The organism is Kitasatospora fiedleri (assembly GCF_948472415.1).
Lineage (GTDB): Bacteria > Actinomycetota > Actinomycetes > Streptomycetales > Streptomycetaceae > Kitasatospora > Kitasatospora fiedleri.
The window spans coordinates 4,766,704-4,786,113 of sequence record NZ_OX419519.1 but is presented as its reverse complement, the minus strand read 5'-3'; the positions used below and the strand labels follow the sequence as shown (position 1 = coordinate 4,786,113).

Sequence of the window (19,410 nt, the reverse complement as noted above, 5' to 3'; positions counted from 1 at the left end):
GAGGAAGGGTGTGAGCCGTCATGGCTTTGTCCGTCTCCGCCGTCGTGCTGATGCTGGTGGTGGTCGTGGTGCTGGTCCGCCGGTCGACCCTGAAGCTGAGCCACGCGCTGGTGTGCTCGCTGCTCGGCTTCTACCTGGCGTCCAGCTCGATCGCGCCGACGATCCAGCAGGTGACGTCCAACCTGGCCGGGATGCTCAACGGCCTGGACCTCTAGCGCAGCGCCGGATCGTGCGCGGCCCGCCCGGGGTGTCCCCCTCCGGGCGGGCCGCGGCCTGGCCGTAAGCTGCCGGGCATGACCTCCGTACCCCCGGCCGACTCGCGCGGGCTGCTGCTGGTGCACGCCCACCCCGACGACGAGTCGATCAACAACGGCTCCACGATGGCCCGGTACGCGGCCGAGGGCGTCCGGGTCACCCTGGTGACCTGCACGCTGGGCGAGGGCGGTGAGGTGATCCCGCCGGAGCTGGCCCACCTGGAGCAGGGCCGCGACAACGCCCTGGGTGCCCACCGGATCGGCGAACTCGCCGCCGCGATGCGCGCGTTGGGCGTCACCGACCACCGCTTCCTGGGCGGCCCGGGCCGCTGGCGGGACTCCGGGATGATGGGCGTCGCGGACAACGACGACCCGTCCTGCTTCTGGCGGGCGGACGTGGACGAGGCGGCCGGCCTGCTGGCCGGGGTGGTCCGCGAGGTCCGGCCGCAGGTGCTGGTGACGTACGACGAGAACGGCGGCTACGGCCACCCCGACCACATCCAGGCGCACCGGGTGGCGCTGCGCGGCTACGAGCTGGCCGCCGACCCGGACTTCCGCCCGGAGCTGGGCGCGCCCTGGCGGATCGCCAAGGTCTACTACAACCGGGTGCCCCGCTCGGTGATCGAGGCCGCGCTCGCGGAGACCGCCGCCGAGGCGCCGTTCGAGGGCACCGCCCCGGTCGAACAGATTCCCGGCGTGGTGGACGACAAGGTGGTCACCACGGTGCTGGACAACGCGGCGCACGCCGGGGCGAAGGCCGCCGCGATGCGGGCGCACGCCACCCAGATCACGGTGGACGGACGCCACTTCGCGCTCAGCAACGGCCTCGGGCAGCCGCTGCTGGCCACCGAGTACTACGAGCTGGTGCGCGGCGCGCCCGGCCTCGGCGACCCGGAGACCGACCTGTTCGCGGGGGTGGAGCGGTGAGGCTCCCGCAGTTCCTGCTCGGCACCCGCGAGCAGCGGCTGGCCGAGCCGATGCCGCCGCGCGGCGTCCGGATCGCGGTGTACGTCGTGCTGTTCCTGCTCGGCGCCGCGGTGTCGGTGTGCGGAGCTTTCGTGCAGACCCTGTGGGGCGGCTTCGGCGTGGTCCTGTCGCTGGCGGCCTGCGCCGGGCTGTTCTACGGGGGGCTGCGGGCGACCGGCACCAAGCTCGGCGCGGGCGTCGCGCTGGGCGGCTGGTTCGTGGTGCTGGCGGTGCTGCTGGCGCCCCGTCCGGAGGGTGACCTGGTGCTCTCCGCCACTCCGTCCGCGTACCTGTACCTGTTCGGCGGCGCGGTGCTAGGCGTGGTCTGCGCGACCCTGCCGACCCGCTCCGGGTTCCTGTTCGGCGTACCGGCGCCGGAGCCCCGACGGCCCGTCAAGGACGGCGGCCGCTAGCGCACGGCGGGCCGGGGGGCCACCGGGATGCCCCGGTCGTCCTCCGGCCCGGATGCCTTGTCGGTAAGGTGGTGCCCCGGCGGACCACCCCCCTGTCCGGCCCGGCCGGGTCGGACGGTAGCTTCGGCACCACTCGCGTGGCGGGGCGCTCGCCGCAGCCGACATGTGAACAGCCGATGTCCCCGGGGCCGGTCGGCCCGCCGCACGGCCGCAGGCCGCCGTCCGGCGGTCCCCGCCCCATACGCAGCGGACGGCCCGGCCGGCCCGGCCGCGAACCCGGAGCAGAGCAGCATTGAGCAGCCGCGAATCTGACAACGCCCATCCGCAGCCCCGCCGCGGCGGCCCCGACGCGTACCCGTCGGGCACCCCGCCGTACGGCACCGGCCTGCCCGGTGGGCTCGGCGCGGACCCGGCCGCCGGACGGACCGCTCCCGGTCCGCGCTCCGACGAGGCCGCCGCGCCGAAGACCACGGAGACCACGCTGACCACCCGGGTGCGGATCAACATCCCCGGTTCGCGGCCGATCCCGCCGGTCGTGGTGCAGAGCAAGGTCAAGGACGAGCCGCCCGCCGAGCCGCCCGGGCCGCGCCACCGCGGCGGCGCCGGCGACCCGGTGCTCGGCGTGATGGACGGCGGGGCGCGCACCGCCGTCCCGCCGACCCTGCCGCCGGAGTGGCAGGAGCCGTCCGCGGCGAAGGCGGCGAAGCCGTCCGAGTCGGAGTCCACCGGCGAGTGGTTCAAGCCGCGCCAGAAGGGCCGTCCGGAGCCCGCCCCGGCCGCCGCCGCCCCGGCGGGGCCGGCCCAGGGTGCCCCGGGGGGCCAGCAGGCCGCCCCGCAGGCCGCCCAGCAGCCCGCGCCGCGCCCGTCCGGCGCGCCCGCCTCGCCGTTCGCCCCGGCCGACCCGGCGGCGTCCTCGCGCACCGGCGGCCACCCGCTGCCGCACCAGGGCGACCCCTTCCGGACCGCCGCCGCGCCGGACCCGTTCGCGCCGGACCAGGCGGCCCAGGCGGCCCAGGACCCGTTCGCCCAGGACCCGTTCGCCGCGCAGCAGCCCCGGCGGTCGGAGCGGCAGCAGCCGCAGGCCCGGCAGGGCGGCCCGCAGGACCCGTTCGCCCAGCCGCAGCCACAGTCCCAGCCGCAGCCGCAGTCCCAGCAGCCGCCTCAGTCGCAGCGGCCCCAGCAGCCGGGCCCGTCCGCGGCCGCCGCCGAGGACCCGTTCGCGGCCCCGCACCCCGGCCAGGGCCGGCCGCGGACCGGCGCCGACCCGTTCGCCGCCGCCGACCCGTTCGCCACCGAGCAGTTCGCCGCCGAGCAGTTCGCCGCCGACCCGTTCGCCACCGCCGACCCCGGGCCGCGCGGCGGCGAGCGCCCGGAGCCGCCGCAGGCCGCCGGGGAGCCGGAGGACACCCAGATCGGCGGCTTCGACCCGGTCACCGGCGACGAGCCGGCCCCGGGCGCCGGCATATCGGACCCGCCGACCACCCAGCTGTTCCTGAAGTCCCCGGACGGCGGCGACCCGTTCGCCGAGGAGTCCCGGCCCCGCCCGGCCGGCGAGGGCGGCGGCCGGTTCGCCGACCTGCCCGCCGCGCAGCCGTTCCCGGGCGGCTCGCGGGCCGCGACGCCCAAGCGCGAACCGTCCCGGGCCCCGGCCCCGGACGCCCCGGCCGAGCCCCGGCCGCCCGCCGAGCGGAAGGAGCCGGCGCCCGCCGCGAAGAAGAAGGGCGGTCGCGGCAGGAAGCTGCTCGTGACCGGTCTGGGCGGCGTGCTGTTCCTCGGCGCGGCGGCGTACGGCGCCGGCCTGATGATGAACCAGTCGGACATCCCCAAGGGCACCACGGTGCTGGGCACCGACATCGGCGGCGACTCCCGCGACCAGGCGGTGACCGCGCTGGACGGCTCGGTCGGCAAGGCCGGGCAGCAGCCGCTCAAGGTGAAGATCGGCGACCAGTCGGTCACCCTGGACCCGGCCAGCGCCGGGCTGAGCTTCGACACCACGGCGACCGTGGACGCGCTGACCAAGCACAGCTACGACCCGGTCGAGGTGCTGGGTTCGCTGACCGGCGGTGCCAAGGCCGTCGAACCGGTGGTGCGGGTCGACCGGGCGAAGCTGAAGGCCGCCCTGGACGACCTGGGCGCCAAGTCGGGGCAGAGCCTCCAGGAGGGCTACGTCCGCTTCACCGAGGCGGGCGGCACCGAGGTCGTCCCGGGCGCCGGCGGGAAGGCGCTGGACTCGGCGGCCGCCGCCGACCTGGTCGAGCAGGCGTACCGCGGCCGGGCGGCCGGCCGGGCGGACGCCGAGGTGGTGCTGCCGGTCGCCGACGCGCAGCCGAAGGTCGGCCAGGACGTGCTCCAGGCCGCCGCCGACGACCTGGGCAAGCAGGTGCTGAACGGCAACGTCACGGTCACCTCGGGCACCAAGCAGTTCGCCTTCGGCCGCAACACCGCCGCCAAGGCGCTGGTGCTGGCCCCGGACGCGTCCGGCACCGTGGGCCTCAAGTGGGACCTGGACAAGCTGTCCGCCGCCGTCGGCACCACCTTCGACAAGCTGAAGACCACCCGCAACGGCCAGCAGACGGCGATCACCGCGCAGGACGTGGCGGACGCCATCGCGCAGGGCGTCTCGAAGACCGGCAAGGACCGCACGGTCAAGATCCCGGCCTGACGGGCCGTCAATCCACCGGTGGGGCCGGGGCGCCGGACGGGCGCCCCGGCCCCACTGGCGAATCCTCGCCACTGGCGTCACGGAACAGGGCGAACCGGGCGCCGCAACCGCGCGGCCACGCGGCGTTACCAATACTTGATCCGCGGCAGGTCGACAAGTCAGTTCGCCGGTACGCAAGATGTGCCGCGTGCCGAGACCCCGCTCCCTCCCGCGCGCCCTGACCGCCACGGCGGCGGCGCCGCGCCCCACGTCGTGTCCGCGCGGTCCCACCCCGGACTCCGTCGGCGGCGGCGGGGCCCGGGAGGCCGCCGGACCGGTCCCGCCGAGCCCGGTGCCGCGGTCCACGAGAACGCCGGGCGGACGGAGCGACAACTGCCGGCGGTAACGCCGCGGCGAAGTCCCGCCAATGGCGAGAAAATGCCAGTCGGGCGGTTCCCCGCGGGCCGCCCGAATTGGGTGACCCCTACCCATGAATTCGCTGAGGCATGCCCGAAAACACCGGCGTCCGATTATCGGACACTCAATTGCGCCCGCCATTTGCGGTGAATGGCGTCAAACCGGACACTTGCTCTACGCGCGTCATCCGGACACGGTCTCGAACTCGACGTCCTGATAGCGGAGCCGGCCGTGCATCGTTACGGACATGTGAACGATCATTGACGCCGTTTGTCCGGTTTTGACCGTCTCGCCGAGTCGGTGTCAAGAGTTCGAGAACTACGAAGTGGTTGACATTCCAGCACGAAGGAGGAAATGGGCCGTCGACAACTGAGGAACTCTTGACGTTCGATAAACGACTTGCAAGAGTCCATTCATCCAAGTTCTTACTCCTTGCTTCTGCACGGACCACGGTCGGGAGCTTTAGCACCATGACGACGCCTACTGGGGCCACGACGGACGGGGACACCTCCCGTCCCGGGCCGACGTCGGACCTCGCGGACAACGCCACGGCCGACGCGCCCGCAGATCCGGGCTTCCGCGGCCTCTCTCCCGGGAAGCTGATGTGGCGCCGCTTCCTCCGTGACCGCACCGGGGTGGTGAGCGCCTGCGTCGTGCTGTTCTTCGTCGCGGTGGCGATCCTCGCGCCGGTCATCTCCATGCTGTACGGCAAGGACCCGAAGACCCACTACGGCCAGGAGGACGTCAGCCTGCTGACCGACTCCGGCCTGCCCACCGGGCCCAACGGCGGCATGAGCGGCGACTTCTGGTTCGGCCTGGAGCCGGGCCTCGGCCGCGACGTGTTCACCCTGCTGATCTACGGCATCCGCACCTCGCTGATCATCGCCGTCGCCACCTCGCTGCTGACCACCGTGATCGGTGTCGCGCTGGGCATCGCGGCCGGCTACCTCGGCGGCAAGTTCGACTACTTCATCGGCCGGATCATCGACGTGCTGATGTCGTTCCCGTCGCAGATCTTCCTGATCGCCACCATGCCGGTGGTCACCAGCCTGCTGGTCAAGCCCGACCAGGGCGTGCCGGAGTGGCTGCCGTTCGTCTCGGTCACCATCGTGCTGTCGCTGCTCGGCTGGATGGGCCTGGCCCGCATCCTGCGCGGTGTGTCGCTGTCCCTGCGCGAGCGCGAGTTCATCGAGGCCGCCAAGGTCACCGGCGCCTCCCCGATGCGGATCATCTTCAAGGAGATCCTGCCCAACCTGTGGACCCCGATCCTGGTGCAGTCCACCCTCGCCCTGCCGGCGTTCGTCACCGCCGAGGCGGGCCTCTCGTACCTCGGTGTCGGTGTGTCCGAGCCGGTCCCGGACTGGGGCCGCATGATCGCCGACGCCTCGGGCTTCCTCCGGACCGACGTCACCTTCCTGCTCTTCCCGGGCCTCGCCATGGTGGTGTTCGTTCTGGCCTTCAACCTGCTCGGCGACTCCGTCCGGGACGCGTTCGACCCGAAGACCAACCGCTGACAGACCCTCAAGACTCCGGGGGACGGGAAAGCCAGGCCCCGGGCACACCCACGAAGATTCCGTACAACTATTCCAGGCAGGATGAAGATGAGCTCTCGCAAGACGCGGCTCGCCGCCGCCATTCTGGTGGCCGGGGCCCTGACCGTCACCACGGCGTGCTCCAGCGGCCACAGCAACAGCGACGGCAGCAAGGCGGGTGCCTCCAAGGCCCCGGTCAAGGCCACCTCGATCTCGGTCGGCACCGCCGACGACTCGAAGGGCCCGGCCGCCCCCGAGAACGGCGCGAAGAAGGGCGGCACGGTCAACATGATCGACCGCGACGACTTCTCGCACCTCGACCCGGCGCAGATCTACATGAACTACAACGCCGAGGTCTCGCTGCTGTTCACCCGCCAGCTGACGGGCTACAAGACCCTCCCGGACGGTTCGCAGAAGCTCGTCGGCGACCTCGCCACCGACACCGGCTCCACCACCGACGGCGGCAAGACCTGGAAGTTCACGCTGAAGGACGGCGTGAAGTGGCAGGACGGCAGCCCGATCACCTCGGCCGACATCAAGTACTCGATCGAGCGCACCTACGCCTCGTTCATCAAGGCCGGCCCGACCTACATCCAGACCTGGATCTCGGGCGACAAGTACCGCGAGGCGTACGAGGGCCCCTACGGCGGCAAGGAGCTGGACGCCGTCCAGACCCCGGACGCCAAGACCGTGGTCATCACCTTCGCGGACGTCCACCCGGACGCCAACTTCACGCTGGCGATGACCGGTTACGGCATCGTGCCGAAGGCCAACGACACGAAGGAGGAGTACGACAAGAAGCCGTTCTCCTCCGGCCCGTACCAGATCACCGAGCACGTCACCGACCGCTCGCTCGACCTGGAGCGCAACCCCAACTGGGACCCGGCCACCGACCCGATCCGGAACGCCTACCCGGACAAGTGGCACATGACCTTCGGTGTCCAGGCGCAGCAGTCCACCGAGCGCTTCATGGCGGACAACGGCGACGACAAGACCACCTTCTCGTTCCACAACACCGTGTACCCGTCGTACATCGACCAGGTCAAGGCGGACGAGAAGCTCAAGCCCCGCACCCTCGAGGGCCTGACCCCGTACGTCGACTACTACTACATCAACAACACCCGCATCAAGGACCAGAAGGTCCGCGAGGCGCTGATCAAGGCGTTCCCGCACCAGCAGACCCGCCAGCTGTCCGGCGGCACCTCCTACGGTGACTACGCCACCTCGTACATGAGCCCGACCGTCCTGGGCTACGAGTCCTACGACCCGTACGGCATCCTCAAGAAGCCGCAGGGCGACCCGGACGCCGCCAAGCAGCTGCTGACCGAGGCGAACGCGGTGGGCACCACCATCGTCTACGCGTACAACAACACCCCGCTCCAGCAGAAGATCACCGAGGCGATCCGCGACGCGCTGGAGAAGGCCGGCTTCAAGTTCGTTCCGAAGCCGCTGGACGCGAAGACCTACTACGACGCCATCGGCCTGGTCAACAACGAGTACGACCTGTACTGGGGCGGCTGGGGCGCCGACTGGCCGACCGGTTACACCTCGCTGCAGCCGGTCTGGGACGGCCGCGCCATCGCCGACGGTGCCGCGAACTACGCCCACGTGAACGACCCGGAGATCAACTCCGCGATCGACGCCGCGGCGAAGATCGCCGACCCGGTGGAGCAGGGCAAGGCCTGGGCCGCGCTCGACAAGAAGCTCCAGGACAAGGCGCTGTCGATCCCGGACGTCTACCAGCGCTCGCTGAGCCTCTACGGCTCGGGCCTGGGCGGCGTCACCTTCGACACCCTGGCCGGCCTGCAGTCCCCGCTCAACATCTACGTCAAGTAGTAGTCGTCACCGAGCAGTAGCTCACGGCGGGACACCGGCACGATCTGCCGGTGTCCCGCCCCGATCAGGAGAGCCCGTCCGATGCTCCGATTCCTCGTCCGCCGAACCCTCGGCGCTCTCGTCATCCTGCTGATCGTCTCGATGATCACGTATGCGCTGTTCTTCGCGATCCCGGCGGACCCGGCGCGGCTCTACTGCGGCAAGACCTGCACGCCCGAGAACCTCGCCCTGATCAGGCACGACATGGGCTTCGACCACTCGTGGCCGGTCCAGTACTGGAACTGGCTGAGCACCATCTTCACCGGCGGCACCTTCAACGGCACCCACTGCGGCGCCCCGTGCTTCGGTTACTCCTTCGACAAGAAGGAGCTGGTCGGCGGCATCCTCGCGGACCGCTTCCCGACCACCCTGTCGCTGACCGTCGGCTCCGCGATCATCTTCCTGCTGGTCGGCGTCGGCACCGGCATGCTGGCCGCCCACAAGCAGGGCAAGGCCGCCGACAAGGTCGCCAGCTCCTTCTCGCTGCTGGCCTCCTCGATGCAGATCTACGTGGCCGGTCCGCTCGCGCTCTGGGCGCTGTGCTACAGCACCAACCTGCTGGACCTGCCGACCTACGTGCCGTTCACCAAGGACCCGATCGGCTGGGCCGGCGGCCTGCTGGTGCCGTGGATCGTGCTGTCGCTGATCTGGACCGCCAACTACACCCGCATGACCCGCTCCTCGATGGTCGAGCAGCTGTCCGAGGACTACGTGCGGACGGCGCGGGCCAAGGGCATGTCCGGCACCTCGGTCTTCATGCGCTACGCCTGGCGCGGCGCGATGGGCACCATCGTCACCGTCTTCGGCATCGACCTGGGCGTGCTGCTCGGCGGCGCCATCATCACCGAGACGACCTTCAGCCTGCACGGCCTGGGCGAGCTGGCGATCCACTCGTTCCGCGACTCCGACCTGTCGCTGCTGGTCGGCGTCACGGTGGTGGCCGCCACCCTGATCGTCTTCTTCAACATCATCGTCGACGCCGCCTACGCCCTGATCGACCCGCGCATCCGCCTGGCCTGACGGCCACACCCCGGCCGACCGGCAGTCCCGACCTCACGTACCGCACCGAGGAGCCCAGTCCATGACCACCCAGGCCAAGCCCGAGGAGGTGTCCGCCGGCAGCGGCGGCACGCCGTTCCTCTCCGTCCGCGACCTCTCGGTCCGCTTCAGCACCGAGGACGGCGTGGTCCGGGCCGTGGACAACCTCTCCTTCGACGTCGCCCCGGGCTCCACGCTCGGCATCGTCGGCGAGTCCGGCTCCGGCAAGTCGGTGACCAACCTGGCCGTGCTGGGGCTGCACAACCCGGACCGGACCGAGATCACCGGCTCGATCAAGCTGGACGGCCAGGAGCTGATCGGCGCCTCGAACCGGACGCTGGAGAAGCTCCGCGGCCGGAAGATGGCGATGATCTTCCAGGACCCGCTGACCGCGCTGTCGCCGTTCCACAGCATCGGCAAGCAGATCGGCGAGACCTACCGCAAGCACACCGGCGCCTCCAAGAAGGAGTCCCGGGACCGGGCGATCGAGATGCTGACCAAGGTCGGCATCCCGCAGCCCACCCTGCGGGTCGACGACTACCCGCACCAGTTCTCCGGCGGCATGCGCCAGCGCGCGATGATCGCGATGTCGCTGGTCTGCGACCCCAAGCTGGTCATCGCGGACGAGCCGACCACCGCGCTGGACGTCACCGTGCAGGCCCAGATCCTGGACCTGCTGAAGGACCTCCAGCAGGAGATGGGCACCGCGATCATCCTGATCACCCACGACCTGGGCGTGGTCGCCCGGACCGCCCAGGACATCATGGTGATGTACGCGGGCCGGGCCGTGGAGCGCGGCACCGTCCGCGAGGTGCTGAAGGCCCCTCAGCACCCGTACACCTGGGGCCTGCTGGCCTCGATGCCGAGCCTGACCGGCGACGTGAACGTGCCGCTGCGGCCGGTCCGCGGCACCCCGCCGAGCCTGATCAACCTGCCGTCCGGCTGCCCGTTCAACCCGCGCTGCGACTTCCGCGAGTACGTGATCGGCGGCGGCTGCACCACGGAGCGCCCGCCGCTCTCCCCCGCCACCGGGCACGCCGCCGCCTGCCACCTGAACCCGGCGCAGCGGCAGGACATCTTCATCGACCAGATCAAGCCGCGGCTCGGCTGAGAGGGACCTCATGAGCAACGAACTGACCCTCGACAAGCCGGCCGTCCCGGTGCCCGCCCCCGGTGACCCGCTGCTGTCGCTCAAGGGCCTGCAGAAGCACTTCCCGGTGATGGACGGCTTCCTGTTCAAGCGCCAGGTCGGCGCGGTGCACGCGGTGGACGGCCTGGACCTGGAGGTGTTCCCCAGCGAGTCGGTGGGCCTGGTCGGCGAGTCCGGCTGCGGCAAGTCGACCACCGGCCGCCTGGTGACCCGGCTGCTGGAGCCGACCGGCGGCGAGATCCGCTACGCCGGTCAGGACATCACGCACGCCGGCCGCAAGGAGCTCGCGCCGATCCGGTCCGAGATCCAGATGATCTTCCAGGACCCGTACTCCTCGCTGAACCCGCGGCACACCGTCGGCTCGATCATCGGCGCGCCGATGGAGATCAACGGGATCAACCCGAAGGGCGGCGTCCAGCGCCGGGTCCAGGAGCTGCTGGAGACGGTCGGCCTCAACCCGGAGCACTACAACCGCTTCCCGCACGAGTTCTCCGGCGGCCAGCGCCAGCGCATCGGCGTGGCCCGCGCGCTGTCGCTGAGCCCGAAGCTGATCGTCGCGGACGAGCCGGTCTCGGCGCTGGACGTGTCGATCCAGGCGCAGGTGGTCAACCTGCTCCAGGAGCTCCAGCGCGAGCTGGGCATCGCCTTCCTGTTCATCGCCCACGACCTGTCGGTGGTGCGGCACTTCTCGCAGCGCGTCGCGGTGATGTACCTCGGCAAGATCGTCGAGATCGCCGACCGCACGTCGCTGTACGAATCCCCCCGGCACCCGTACACCCACGCCCTGCTCTCCGCCGTCCCGGAGGCCGACCCGGACGACGACCGCGAGCGCATCCGCCTGGTCGGCGACGTGCCCTCCCCGGTCAACCCGCCCTCCGGGTGCCGGTTCCGGACCCGCTGCTGGAAGGCGCAGGAGAAGTGCGCGGTGGAGGAGCCGCCGCTGATCCAGCTCTCCGGCAACGCCGCCGGGCACCTGACGGCCTGCCACTTCCCCGAAGAGGGCACCACCAGCGCCGTCCCGGAGCAGCGCGCCGGGGTCTGAGCCCCCGACCGCCCCGCGCGAGGGCCCCACCGATCCGTTCGGTGGGGCCCTGCCGCGTTCCGGGCCGGGGTCAGATCAGGTTGTCCCGCTCGCCGGCGAAGTGGCAGGCCGAGTCGTGCCGGGCCCGCCCCTCCAGCCAGTCCCGCACGGTCAGCGCCGGGTCCTCCCGGACGCACTTCTCCTGGGCCTTCCAGCACCGGGTGCGGAACCGGCAGCCGGAGGGCGGGTCGGCCGGGGAGGGCACGTCGCCGGTCAGCACGATCCGGTCCCGGTGCTCCCGCGCGGTCGGGTCGGGCACCGGCACCGCGGAGAGCAGCGCCTGGGTGTACGGGTGGGTGGCGTGGTCGTAGATCTCCAGGTCGGTGCCGATCTCGACCATCCGCCCGAGGTACATCACGCCGACCCGGTCCGAGATGTGCCGGACGATCGAGAGGTCGTGCGCGATGAACATGTACGACAGGTTGAACTCGCTCTGCAACTGCTCCAGCAGGTTGATCACCTGGGCCTGCACCGAGACGTCCAGCGCGGAGACCGGCTCGTCGCAGATGATGATCTCCGGCTTGAGCGCCAGGCCGCGGGCGATGCCGATGCGCTGGCGCTGGCCGCCGGAGAACTGGTGCGGGTACCGGTTGATGTACTCCGGGTTCAGGCCCACCACGTCCAGCAGGTCCTGCACCGCCTTGCGCCGGTCGCCCTTGGGCGCCACCTCGGGGTGGATCTCGTACGGCTCGCCGATGATGTCGCCGACCGTCATCCGCGGGTTCAGCGAGGTGTACGGGTCCTGGAAGACCATCTGGATGTTGCGGCGCACCGCCTTGAGCGCCGAACCCGACAGGTGCGAGATCTCCTCGCCCTTGTACTTCACCGAGCCGGAGGTGGCGGGCTCCAGGTTCATCAGGACCTTGGCGAGCGTCGACTTGCCGCAGCCGGACTCACCGACGATGCCGAGCGTCTCACCCTGCATCAGGTCGAAGGAGACGCCGTCGACGGCCTTGACCGCGCCGACCTGCTTCCTGAACAGGACGCCCCTGGTGAGCGGGAAGTGCTTGCGCAGGTCGCGGACCTCCAGGATGGGTTCGCCGCGCGGCACGTCCTGGGTGAACGCGACCTCCTCGGGGGTGGTCGCCCCGAGCGGGGTGGCACCGTTAACCGTCACGGAGGGTCTCCTTCCAGAAGAAGCACGCGCTGCGCCGTCCGGCCAGCGGCGTCCCGTCGTCCTCGGTCACCTGGGCCAGTGGCGGCACCTCCTGCCGGCAGACGTCCTGCGCCCGCGGGCAGCGCGGGTTGAAGGCGCAGCCCGGCGGGATGCGCAGCAGGTTGGGCGGCAGGCCCTTGATCGCGAAGAGCTCCTGGCCCTTCTGGTCGAGCCGCGGGATGGAGTCCAGCAGCCCCCGGGTGTAGGGGTGGGCGGGCCGGGCGTAGAGCTCGTGCACGGGGGCGGTCTCGACGATCCGGCCGGCGTACATGACGGCGATCTTGTCCGCGACGTCGGCGACCACGCCGAGGTCGTGGGTGATCAGGATCAGGCCCATGTGGTACTCGGCCTGGAGCTCGGCGAGCAGGTCCATCACCTGGGCCTGGACGGTGACGTCCAGCGCGGTGGTCGGCTCGTCGGCGATGATCAGGTCGGGCTCCAGGGCCAGCGCCATCGCGATCATGATGCGCTGGCGCATGCCGCCGGAGAACTGGTGCGGGTAGTCGTTGACCCGCTCCTTGGCGGCGGGGATGCGGACCCGGTCCATCAGCTCGACGGCCTTGGCCTTGGCGTCCTTGCGGCTGTCGCCGCGGTGCTTGCGGTACATCTCGCCGAGTTGGTAGCCGACCGTGAGCACCGGGTTGAGCGAGGAGAGCGCGTCCTGGAAGATCATCGCGATCTTCTGCCCGCGGATCTTGCGGCGCTCGTCCTTCGGCATGGTCAGCATGTCCCGGCCGCGGAACAGGATCTCCCCCTTGGGGATGCGGGCCGGCGGCATGTCGAGGATGCCCATGATGGCCTGCGCGGTGACGGACTTGCCGGAGCCGGACTCGCCCAGCACGGCCAGCGTCTCGCCCGCGCTGACGGTGTAGTTGACGCCGTTGACGGCCTTGGCGACGCCGTCCCGGGTCTTGAACTCGACGTGCAGGTCCCGCACGTCCAGCAGCGGCCCGGCGAAGGGCTCCTCACGGGCCGGTCGGGCCCGGTCGGCAACGGTGCTCATGTGCCTTTCCCCTCGCTCAGCGCAGCTTCGGATCGAGGGCGTCGCGCACCGCGTCGCCCAGCATGATGAAGGCCAGCACGGTGACGGAGAGCGCGGCGGCCGGGAAGAACAGGGCGAACGGCGCCTGGCGGATCACCCGCTGCGCGGACGAGATGTCCACGCCCCAGGAGATCGTCGGATCCTGGAGGCCGATGCCGAGGAAGCTCAGCGTGGCCTCCGCGGTGATGTAGCCGCCCAGCGCGATGGTCGCGACCACGATCACCGGGGCGATCGCGTTCGGCAGGATGTGCCGGAGCATCAGCCGCCGGGTGCCGGCGCCCAGTGCCCGCCCGGCGACCACGTAGTCGGACTGCTTGACGGTGATCACCGAGCCGCGCATCACGCGGGCCAGCTGTGTCCAGCCGAGGAAGACCAGCGCGACCACCACCGACCAGACGGTGCGGGTGGCGAACGCGTTCAGCAGCACCAGGGCGCCGAGCAGCAGCGGGATGCCGAAGAAGATGTCGGTGAGCCGGGAGAGCACGGCGTCGACCCAGCCGCCGAAGTAGCCGGCCACCATGCCGACCAGCCCGCCGAGCAGGGTCACCGCCAGGGTGACGCAGATGCCGACCGTGATCGAGGCTCGCGCCCCGTAGACCACCCGGGCGTAGATCGAGCGGCCCTGGCCGTCGTAGCCGAACCAGCCGGCCCCGAAGAAGTCGGTGTAGTCGGGCTTGCGCAGGTAGTCCTTGGTCAGGTCGGCGGCCCGCGGGTCGGTGTCGGTGAACAGCCCGGGGAAGATCGCGACCAGCACCAGCAGCAGGATCAGCACCGCCGAGATCAGGAAGACCGGCCGGCGCCGCAGGTCCCGCCAGGCATCGCCCCACAGGCTGCGCGCCTGCTCCCGCTTGGCCGGGTCGGGCTCGATCAGCGTCTCCTGCTCGACCGCCAGGCCCTGCTGGCCGACGTAGTCCAGGTGGTCGCTGTCGGTCGGCTGGATGTTGCGCAGCGGGTCGTGGTCGTCGGGGATGTCCTCGTTGCGCTCAGGCATAGCGGATCCTCGGGTCCAGGACGGCGTAGAGCAGGTCGACGATCAGGCTGGCGACCAGGTAGACCAGCACCAGCACGGTGACGATGCCGACCACCGTCGGGCCTTCCTTCTGGTTGATCGCCTTGTAGAGGACGTTGCCCACGCCGGCGATGTTGAAGATGCCCTCGGTGACGATCGCTCCGCCCATCAGCGCGCCCAGGTCGGTGCCCAGGAAGGTCACCACCGGGATCAGCGAGTTGCGCAGCAGGTGCCGCCCGATGATGGTGCGCCGCGGCAGACCCTTGGCCACCGCGGTGCGGATGTAGTCGGCGCGCAGGTTCTCGCCGATCGAGGTGCGGGTGAGCCGGGCGACGTACGCCAGCGACAGGGAGGCCAGCACCAGGCCGGGCAGGATCAACTGGCTGATGTCCTTGGAGTCCTGGACGGTCGCCGTCACCCAGCCGAGGTTGATCGCGAAGACCGTCTGGGCGATGTTGCCGAGCACGAAGACCGGGATCGAGATGACCACCAGGGTCAGCACCAGCACCAGGGAGTCCGCGATGCTGCCGCGCTTGAGGCCGGCCAGCAGACCGAGCGGCAGGCCGATCACGATCTCGAAGAAGAAGGCGACCAGGGCCAGCCGGATGGTGACCGGGAAGGCGTCCGCCATGATCTCGGAGACCGGGCGGCCGGTGAAGCTGGTGCCGAAGTCCAGGCGGAAGATGTTGCCCATGTAGTGCAGGTACTGCTTCCACAGCGGCTGGTCGAGGTAGTACTGGTGCCGCAGGTTGGCCACGGTCGCCGGGTCGGCCGCCTTGTCTCCGAACATCGCGGCGATCGGGTCGCCGGGCAGGCTGTACACCATCAGGAAGATCAGCAGCGTGGCCCCGAAGAACACCGGGATCATCTGGAGCACGCGGCGTAGCACGTAGTGGCCCATGGGAGCCCTCCCTCCGAAGGGGTGACGTAGTACCGGAGCCCCGCCCCCCGTGCGGGGAGGGCGGGGCCGGTGCCGGGCACGGTCAGCCCTTGACCTCGACCTGGGTCCAGGCCGGGTTGCCGAAGGAGTCGAACGTGACGTTCTTGACGTTGGTGGAGTAGCCGGAGTTGGTCCGGTAGTACCAGAGCGGGATGGCCGGCATGTCGATCGCCAGCTGCTCCTCGGCCTTCTGGTAGCCGGTCGCGGTGTCCTGGATCGAGGCGGCCTGGTCGGCCTCGTTGGCGAGCTTGTCGAACTCCGGGCTGGAGTAGCCGAAGTCGTTGGAGGCGGCGCCGGTCTTGTAGACGTCGGCCAGGAAGTTGGCGTTCAGCGGGTAGTCCTGCACCCAGCCGGTGCGGAACAGGCCGTTGATCTGGTGCCCGGTGATCGCCGCGCGGGCGGTCTTGAAGTCGGTCTTCGGGTCGCCGCTGCAGTCCACCCCGGTCGCCTGCCGGATCGAGTTGCAGACCGCGTCCACCCACTCCTTGTGGCCGCCGTCCGCGTTGTACGTGATCTTGACGGCGTTGCCCGGGACACCGCCGCCCTCGGTGATCATCTGCTTCGCCTTGTCCGGGTTGTACGTGCAGTAGTCCCCGCAGGTACCGGACTTGTAGCCCTCGACGCCCTCGGCGACCCAGGCGGTGGCCGACTTGCGCGAGCCCTGGAGCACCGTCTTGGTGATGGTGTCCCGGTCGATCGCCATCGACAGGCCCTGCCGGACCTTGGCCTTGTCCTGGCCCTGCCAGTCGGCCTGGTAGAGGGTGAAGCCGATGTTCTGGATCGCGCCCTGCGGGGAGTCGATCGCCCGGTCGCCGAGGTCGTTCTTGTAGTTCGCCAGCGCCGACGGCGGCACCTGGTCCATCACGTCCAGGTTGTTCGACTGCAGGTCCGCGTAGGCGGCCTCGGCGGTGGTGTACATCTTGAAGACGACGCCGCCGTTCTTCGGCTTGTCCACGCCCTGGTAGTTGGCGAAGGTCTTGGTGACCACCTGCGAGTTGTGGTCCCAGCTGACGAACTCGTAGGGGCCGTTGCCCACCGGCTTCTGCCCGTAGCCCGCCGGGTCCTTGAAGAACCCCTCCGGGAGCGGCGAGAAGGCCACGTACCCCAGCTTGTACGGGAAGTACGAGACCTTGTTGGAGAGCTTGATGGTGAAGTGGGTGTCGTCCTGGACGGTCAGGCCGGACATCTTGTCGGTGGTCGGCGAGCCGCTGTCCGGGTGGACGTCCTTGTATCCCTCGATGTCCCCGAACCAGGAGCTGTTGATCTGGTTGTTGCCGGTGTTCGCCGCCCAGTTCCAGGCGTCCACGAAGCTCTTCGCGGTCACCGGCGTCCCGTCGTGGAAGGTCCAGCCCGACTTGAGCGTCACGTTGTAGGTCTGCGAGTCGCTGGTGTCGATCGAGTCGGCGACCTGCATCCGCAGCTTGCCGTTGGACGGGTCGTAGTCGGCCAGGCCCTTGAACAGGTTCTGCACGATGCGTCCGCCGCCGGTCTCGTTGGCGTTGGCCGGCTGCAGCGGGTTCTGCGGCTCGCTGCTCTGGTACGTGAACGTCTTGCTGGTGTCGGACGAACCGCTGCCGGAGCCGCTGCCACTACTGCCACAGCCCGTGGCCACCAGGGCCACGGACGTCGCACTGACCAGGGCCCAGCGCACGCGGGTGCCTGCAGGCATGGAGCTTCCTCCTCAGGGGGGTAAGACGCATCTCACCTCATGAGAAGGGCCGGGCCGCGGCGACGCGACCGCAGTAGGGCCGGACGGGGGAGGAACGCGACGGGGGCACCGGGAGTGTCTCCCGGTGCCCCCGTCCGCGGCCGCGTCCGGCTCACGCCGCGGCGGTCTCGCGCTCCGACGCGAAGTGGCAGGCCGACTCGTGCCGGGCGCCGGGGGCCGGCAGCTCCGGGACGGCGAGCAGCGGGACCTCGGTGGCGCAGCGCTCCTCCGCCTTCCAGCAGCGGGTGCGGAACCGGCACCCGGAGGGCGGGTTGGCCGGGGAGGGGATGTCCCCGGAGAGGATGATCCGCTCGCGGTTCTCGCGGTCCGCCGGGTCCGGCACCGGCACCGCGGAGAGCAGCGCCTGGGTGTACGGGTGGGTGGCGTGGTCGTAGATCTCCAGGTCGGTGCCGATCTCGACCATCTTGCCGAGGTACATCACGCCGACCCGGTCGGAGATGTGCCGGACGATGGAGAGGTCGTGCGCGATGAACATGTAGGAGAGCTCGAAGTCCTGCTGGAGCTGCTCCAGCAGGTTGATCACCTGGGCCTGCACCGAGACGTCCAGCGCGGAGACCGGCTCGTCGCAGATGATGATCTCCGGCTTGAGCGCCAGGCCGCGGGCGATGCCGATGCGCTGGCGCTGGCCGCCGGAGAACTGGTGCGGGTACCGGTTGATGTACTCGGGGTTGAGCCCGACCACGTCCAGCAGGTCCTGCACCGCCTTGCGGCGGTCGCCCTTGGGCGCCACCTCGGGGTGGATCTCGTACGGCTCGCCGATGATGTCGCCGACCGTCATCCGCGGGTTCAGCGAGGTGTACGGGTCCTGGAAGACCATCTGGATGTTGCGGCGCACCGCCTTGAGCGCGGCGCCGGAGAGCCGGGAGATGTCCTCGCCCTTGTAGAGCACCTGGCCGGCGGTGGCCCGCTCCAGGTTCATCAGGACCTTGGCGAGGGTGGACTTGCCGCAGCCGGACTCGCCGACGATGCCGAGCGTCTCGCCCTTGTTCAGGCTGAAGGAGATGCCGTCGACGGCCTTGACCGCGCCGACCTGCTTCTTGAACAGGATGCCCTGGGTCAGCGGGTAGTGCTTGACCAGGTCGCGGACCTCCAGGATGGGCTGCTCAGCCATGGAGGGTCTCCTTCCAGAGGTGGCAGGCGCTCTTGCGCCCGGCGAGCTCCGCGCCGTCCCGGTCGGTGACCTGGTGCAGGGCGGGGACCTCGGTACGGCACAGGTCGACGGCCTTGTCGCAGCGCGGGTTGAACGCGCAGCCGGCCGGGACCTTGTAGAGGTTGGGCGGCAGGCCCTTGATCGCGTACAGCTCCTCGCCCTTCTGGTCCAGTCGCGGGATCGACCGGAGCAGGCCCTCGGTGTAGGGGTGGGCGGGGTTGGCGTACAGGTCGTGCACGGGGGCGGTCTCGACGATCCGGCCGGCGTACATGACGGCGATCTTGTCCGCGACGTCGGCGACCACGCCGAGGTCGTGGGTGATCAGGATCAGGCCCATGTGGTACTCGGCCTGGAGCTCGGCGAGCAGGTCCATCACCTGGGCCTGGACGGTGACGTCCAGCGCGGTGGTCGGCTCGTCGGCGATGATCAGGTCCGGTTCCAGGGCCAGCGCCATCGCGATCATGATGCGCTGGCGCATGCCGCCGGAGAACTGGTGCGGGAAGTCGCCCACCCGCTGGGCGGCGGCGGGGATGCGGACCCGGTCCATCAGCTCGATGGCCTTGGCCTTGGCCTCCTTCTTGGAGGCGCCCTCGTGCACCCGGAACATCTCGCCGAGCTGGTAGCCGACGGAGAGCACCGGGTTGAGCGAGGAGAGCGCGTCCTGGAAGATCATCGCGATCTTCCGGCCGCGGATCTTCCGGCGCTCCTCGTGGGACATCTTGAGCATGTCCCGGCCGCGGAACAGGATCTCGCCGGCGGTGACCCGGCCGGGCGGCATGTCGAGGATGCCCATGATGGTCTGCGCGGTGACGGACTTGCCGGAGCCGGACTCGCCCAGCACGGCCAGCGTCTCGCCGGCCGCGACCGAGTAGTTGACGCCGTTGACGGCCTTGGCGACGCCGTCCCGGGTCTTGAACTCGACGTGCAGGTCGCGGACTTCGAGCAGCGGGGTGCCGGGGGCCGGACGGTCCTTCACGGCAGTGGTCTTCTCACGTGCGGTGGTCATGATGCGGGCCG

16 protein-coding genes are annotated in these 19,410 nt (G+C 70.5%); 9 read left to right on the top strand and 7 right to left on the bottom strand.

What is annotated here, in order from left to right:
- Window positions 1–20: 20 nt before the first annotated feature.
- From QMQ26_RS22120 to QMQ26_RS22080, 9 genes are all read left to right on the top strand, one after another.
- Window positions 21–215, top strand: coding sequence for a DUF2304 family protein (locus QMQ26_RS22120; protein ID WP_100836494.1), 195 nt, complete (start codon window positions 21–23; stop codon window positions 213–215).
- Between the two features lie 78 nt (window positions 216–293).
- Window positions 294–1,181, top strand: coding sequence for an N-acetyl-1-D-myo-inositol-2-amino-2-deoxy-alpha-D-glucopyranoside deacetylase (mshB, locus tag QMQ26_RS22115; protein WP_282202459.1), 888 nt, complete (start codon window positions 294–296; stop codon window positions 1,179–1,181).
- Window positions 1,178–1,633 carry a DUF6113 family protein gene (locus QMQ26_RS22110; protein ID WP_282202458.1) on the top strand — a complete coding sequence of 152 codons (456 nt, stop codon included), beginning with the start codon at window positions 1,178–1,180 and terminating at the stop codon, window positions 1,631–1,633. The genes mshB and QMQ26_RS22110 overlap by 4 nt, the downstream gene beginning before the upstream one ends.
- A gap of 292 nt (window positions 1,634–1,925) precedes the next feature.
- Complete coding sequence (locus tag QMQ26_RS22105; RefSeq protein ID WP_282202457.1) at window positions 1,926–4,295, top strand: peptidoglycan binding domain-containing protein; 2,370 nt, start codon at window positions 1,926–1,928, stop codon at window positions 4,293–4,295.
- Between the two features lie 866 nt (window positions 4,296–5,161).
- Window positions 5,162–6,205, top strand: coding sequence for an ABC transporter permease (locus QMQ26_RS22100; protein WP_100836498.1), 1,044 nt, complete (start codon window positions 5,162–5,164; stop codon window positions 6,203–6,205).
- Between the two features lie 87 nt (window positions 6,206–6,292).
- A complete protein-coding gene (locus tag QMQ26_RS22095; protein WP_282202456.1) occupies window positions 6,293–8,059 on the top strand; it encodes an ABC transporter substrate-binding protein in 1,767 nt (588 codons plus the stop codon).
- A gap of 81 nt (window positions 8,060–8,140) precedes the next feature.
- On the top strand, window positions 8,141–9,118 hold the full coding sequence (locus tag QMQ26_RS22090) for an ABC transporter permease (RefSeq protein ID WP_100836500.1): 978 nt from the start codon (window positions 8,141–8,143) through the stop codon (window positions 9,116–9,118).
- 61 nt (window positions 9,119–9,179) lie between these two features.
- Entirely contained in the window at window positions 9,180–10,247 is a 1,068-nt protein-coding gene (locus tag QMQ26_RS22085) for an ABC transporter ATP-binding protein (RefSeq protein WP_282202455.1), read from the top strand.
- A gap of 10 nt (window positions 10,248–10,257) precedes the next feature.
- A complete protein-coding gene (locus QMQ26_RS22080) occupies window positions 10,258–11,328 on the top strand; it encodes an ABC transporter ATP-binding protein (RefSeq protein WP_282202454.1) in 1,071 nt (356 codons plus the stop codon).
- A gap of 70 nt (window positions 11,329–11,398) precedes the next feature.
- On the opposite strand, the gene QMQ26_RS22075 is transcribed toward QMQ26_RS22080, so the two are convergent.
- The 7 genes from QMQ26_RS22075 to QMQ26_RS22045 all read right to left on the bottom strand — a co-directional run bounded on the left by QMQ26_RS22075 (window position 11,399) and on the right by QMQ26_RS22045 (window position 19,399).
- Window positions 11,399–12,484: an ABC transporter ATP-binding protein gene (locus QMQ26_RS22075; RefSeq protein WP_404813935.1), complete on the bottom strand. Its 1,086-nt coding sequence runs from the start codon at window positions 12,482–12,484 to the stop codon at window positions 11,399–11,401.
- Window positions 12,474–13,526, bottom strand: coding sequence for an ABC transporter ATP-binding protein (locus QMQ26_RS22070; RefSeq protein ID WP_282202453.1), 1,053 nt, complete (start codon window positions 13,524–13,526; stop codon window positions 12,474–12,476). Before QMQ26_RS22070 ends, QMQ26_RS22075 begins: the two co-directional genes overlap by 11 nt.
- 16 nt (window positions 13,527–13,542) lie before the next feature.
- On the bottom strand, window positions 13,543–14,556 hold the full coding sequence (locus tag QMQ26_RS22065; RefSeq protein ID WP_282202452.1) for an ABC transporter permease: 1,014 nt from the start codon (window positions 14,554–14,556) through the stop codon (window positions 13,543–13,545).
- Entirely contained in the window at window positions 14,549–15,475 is a 927-nt protein-coding gene (locus QMQ26_RS22060; RefSeq protein ID WP_100836506.1) for an ABC transporter permease, read from the bottom strand. Before QMQ26_RS22060 ends, QMQ26_RS22065 begins: the two co-directional genes overlap by 8 nt.
- 82 nt (window positions 15,476–15,557) lie before the next feature.
- Window positions 15,558–17,183, bottom strand: coding sequence for a peptide ABC transporter substrate-binding protein (locus QMQ26_RS22055; protein ID WP_282202451.1), 1,626 nt, complete (start codon window positions 17,181–17,183; stop codon window positions 15,558–15,560).
- A gap of 151 nt (window positions 17,184–17,334) precedes the next feature.
- On the bottom strand, window positions 17,335–18,354 hold the full coding sequence (locus QMQ26_RS22050) for an ABC transporter ATP-binding protein (RefSeq protein ID WP_100836508.1): 1,020 nt from the start codon (window positions 18,352–18,354) through the stop codon (window positions 17,335–17,337).
- A complete protein-coding gene (locus QMQ26_RS22045; RefSeq protein ID WP_282202450.1) occupies window positions 18,347–19,399 on the bottom strand; it encodes an ABC transporter ATP-binding protein in 1,053 nt (350 codons plus the stop codon). Before QMQ26_RS22045 ends, QMQ26_RS22050 begins: the two co-directional genes overlap by 8 nt.
- Window positions 19,400–19,410 lie beyond the last annotated feature (11 nt).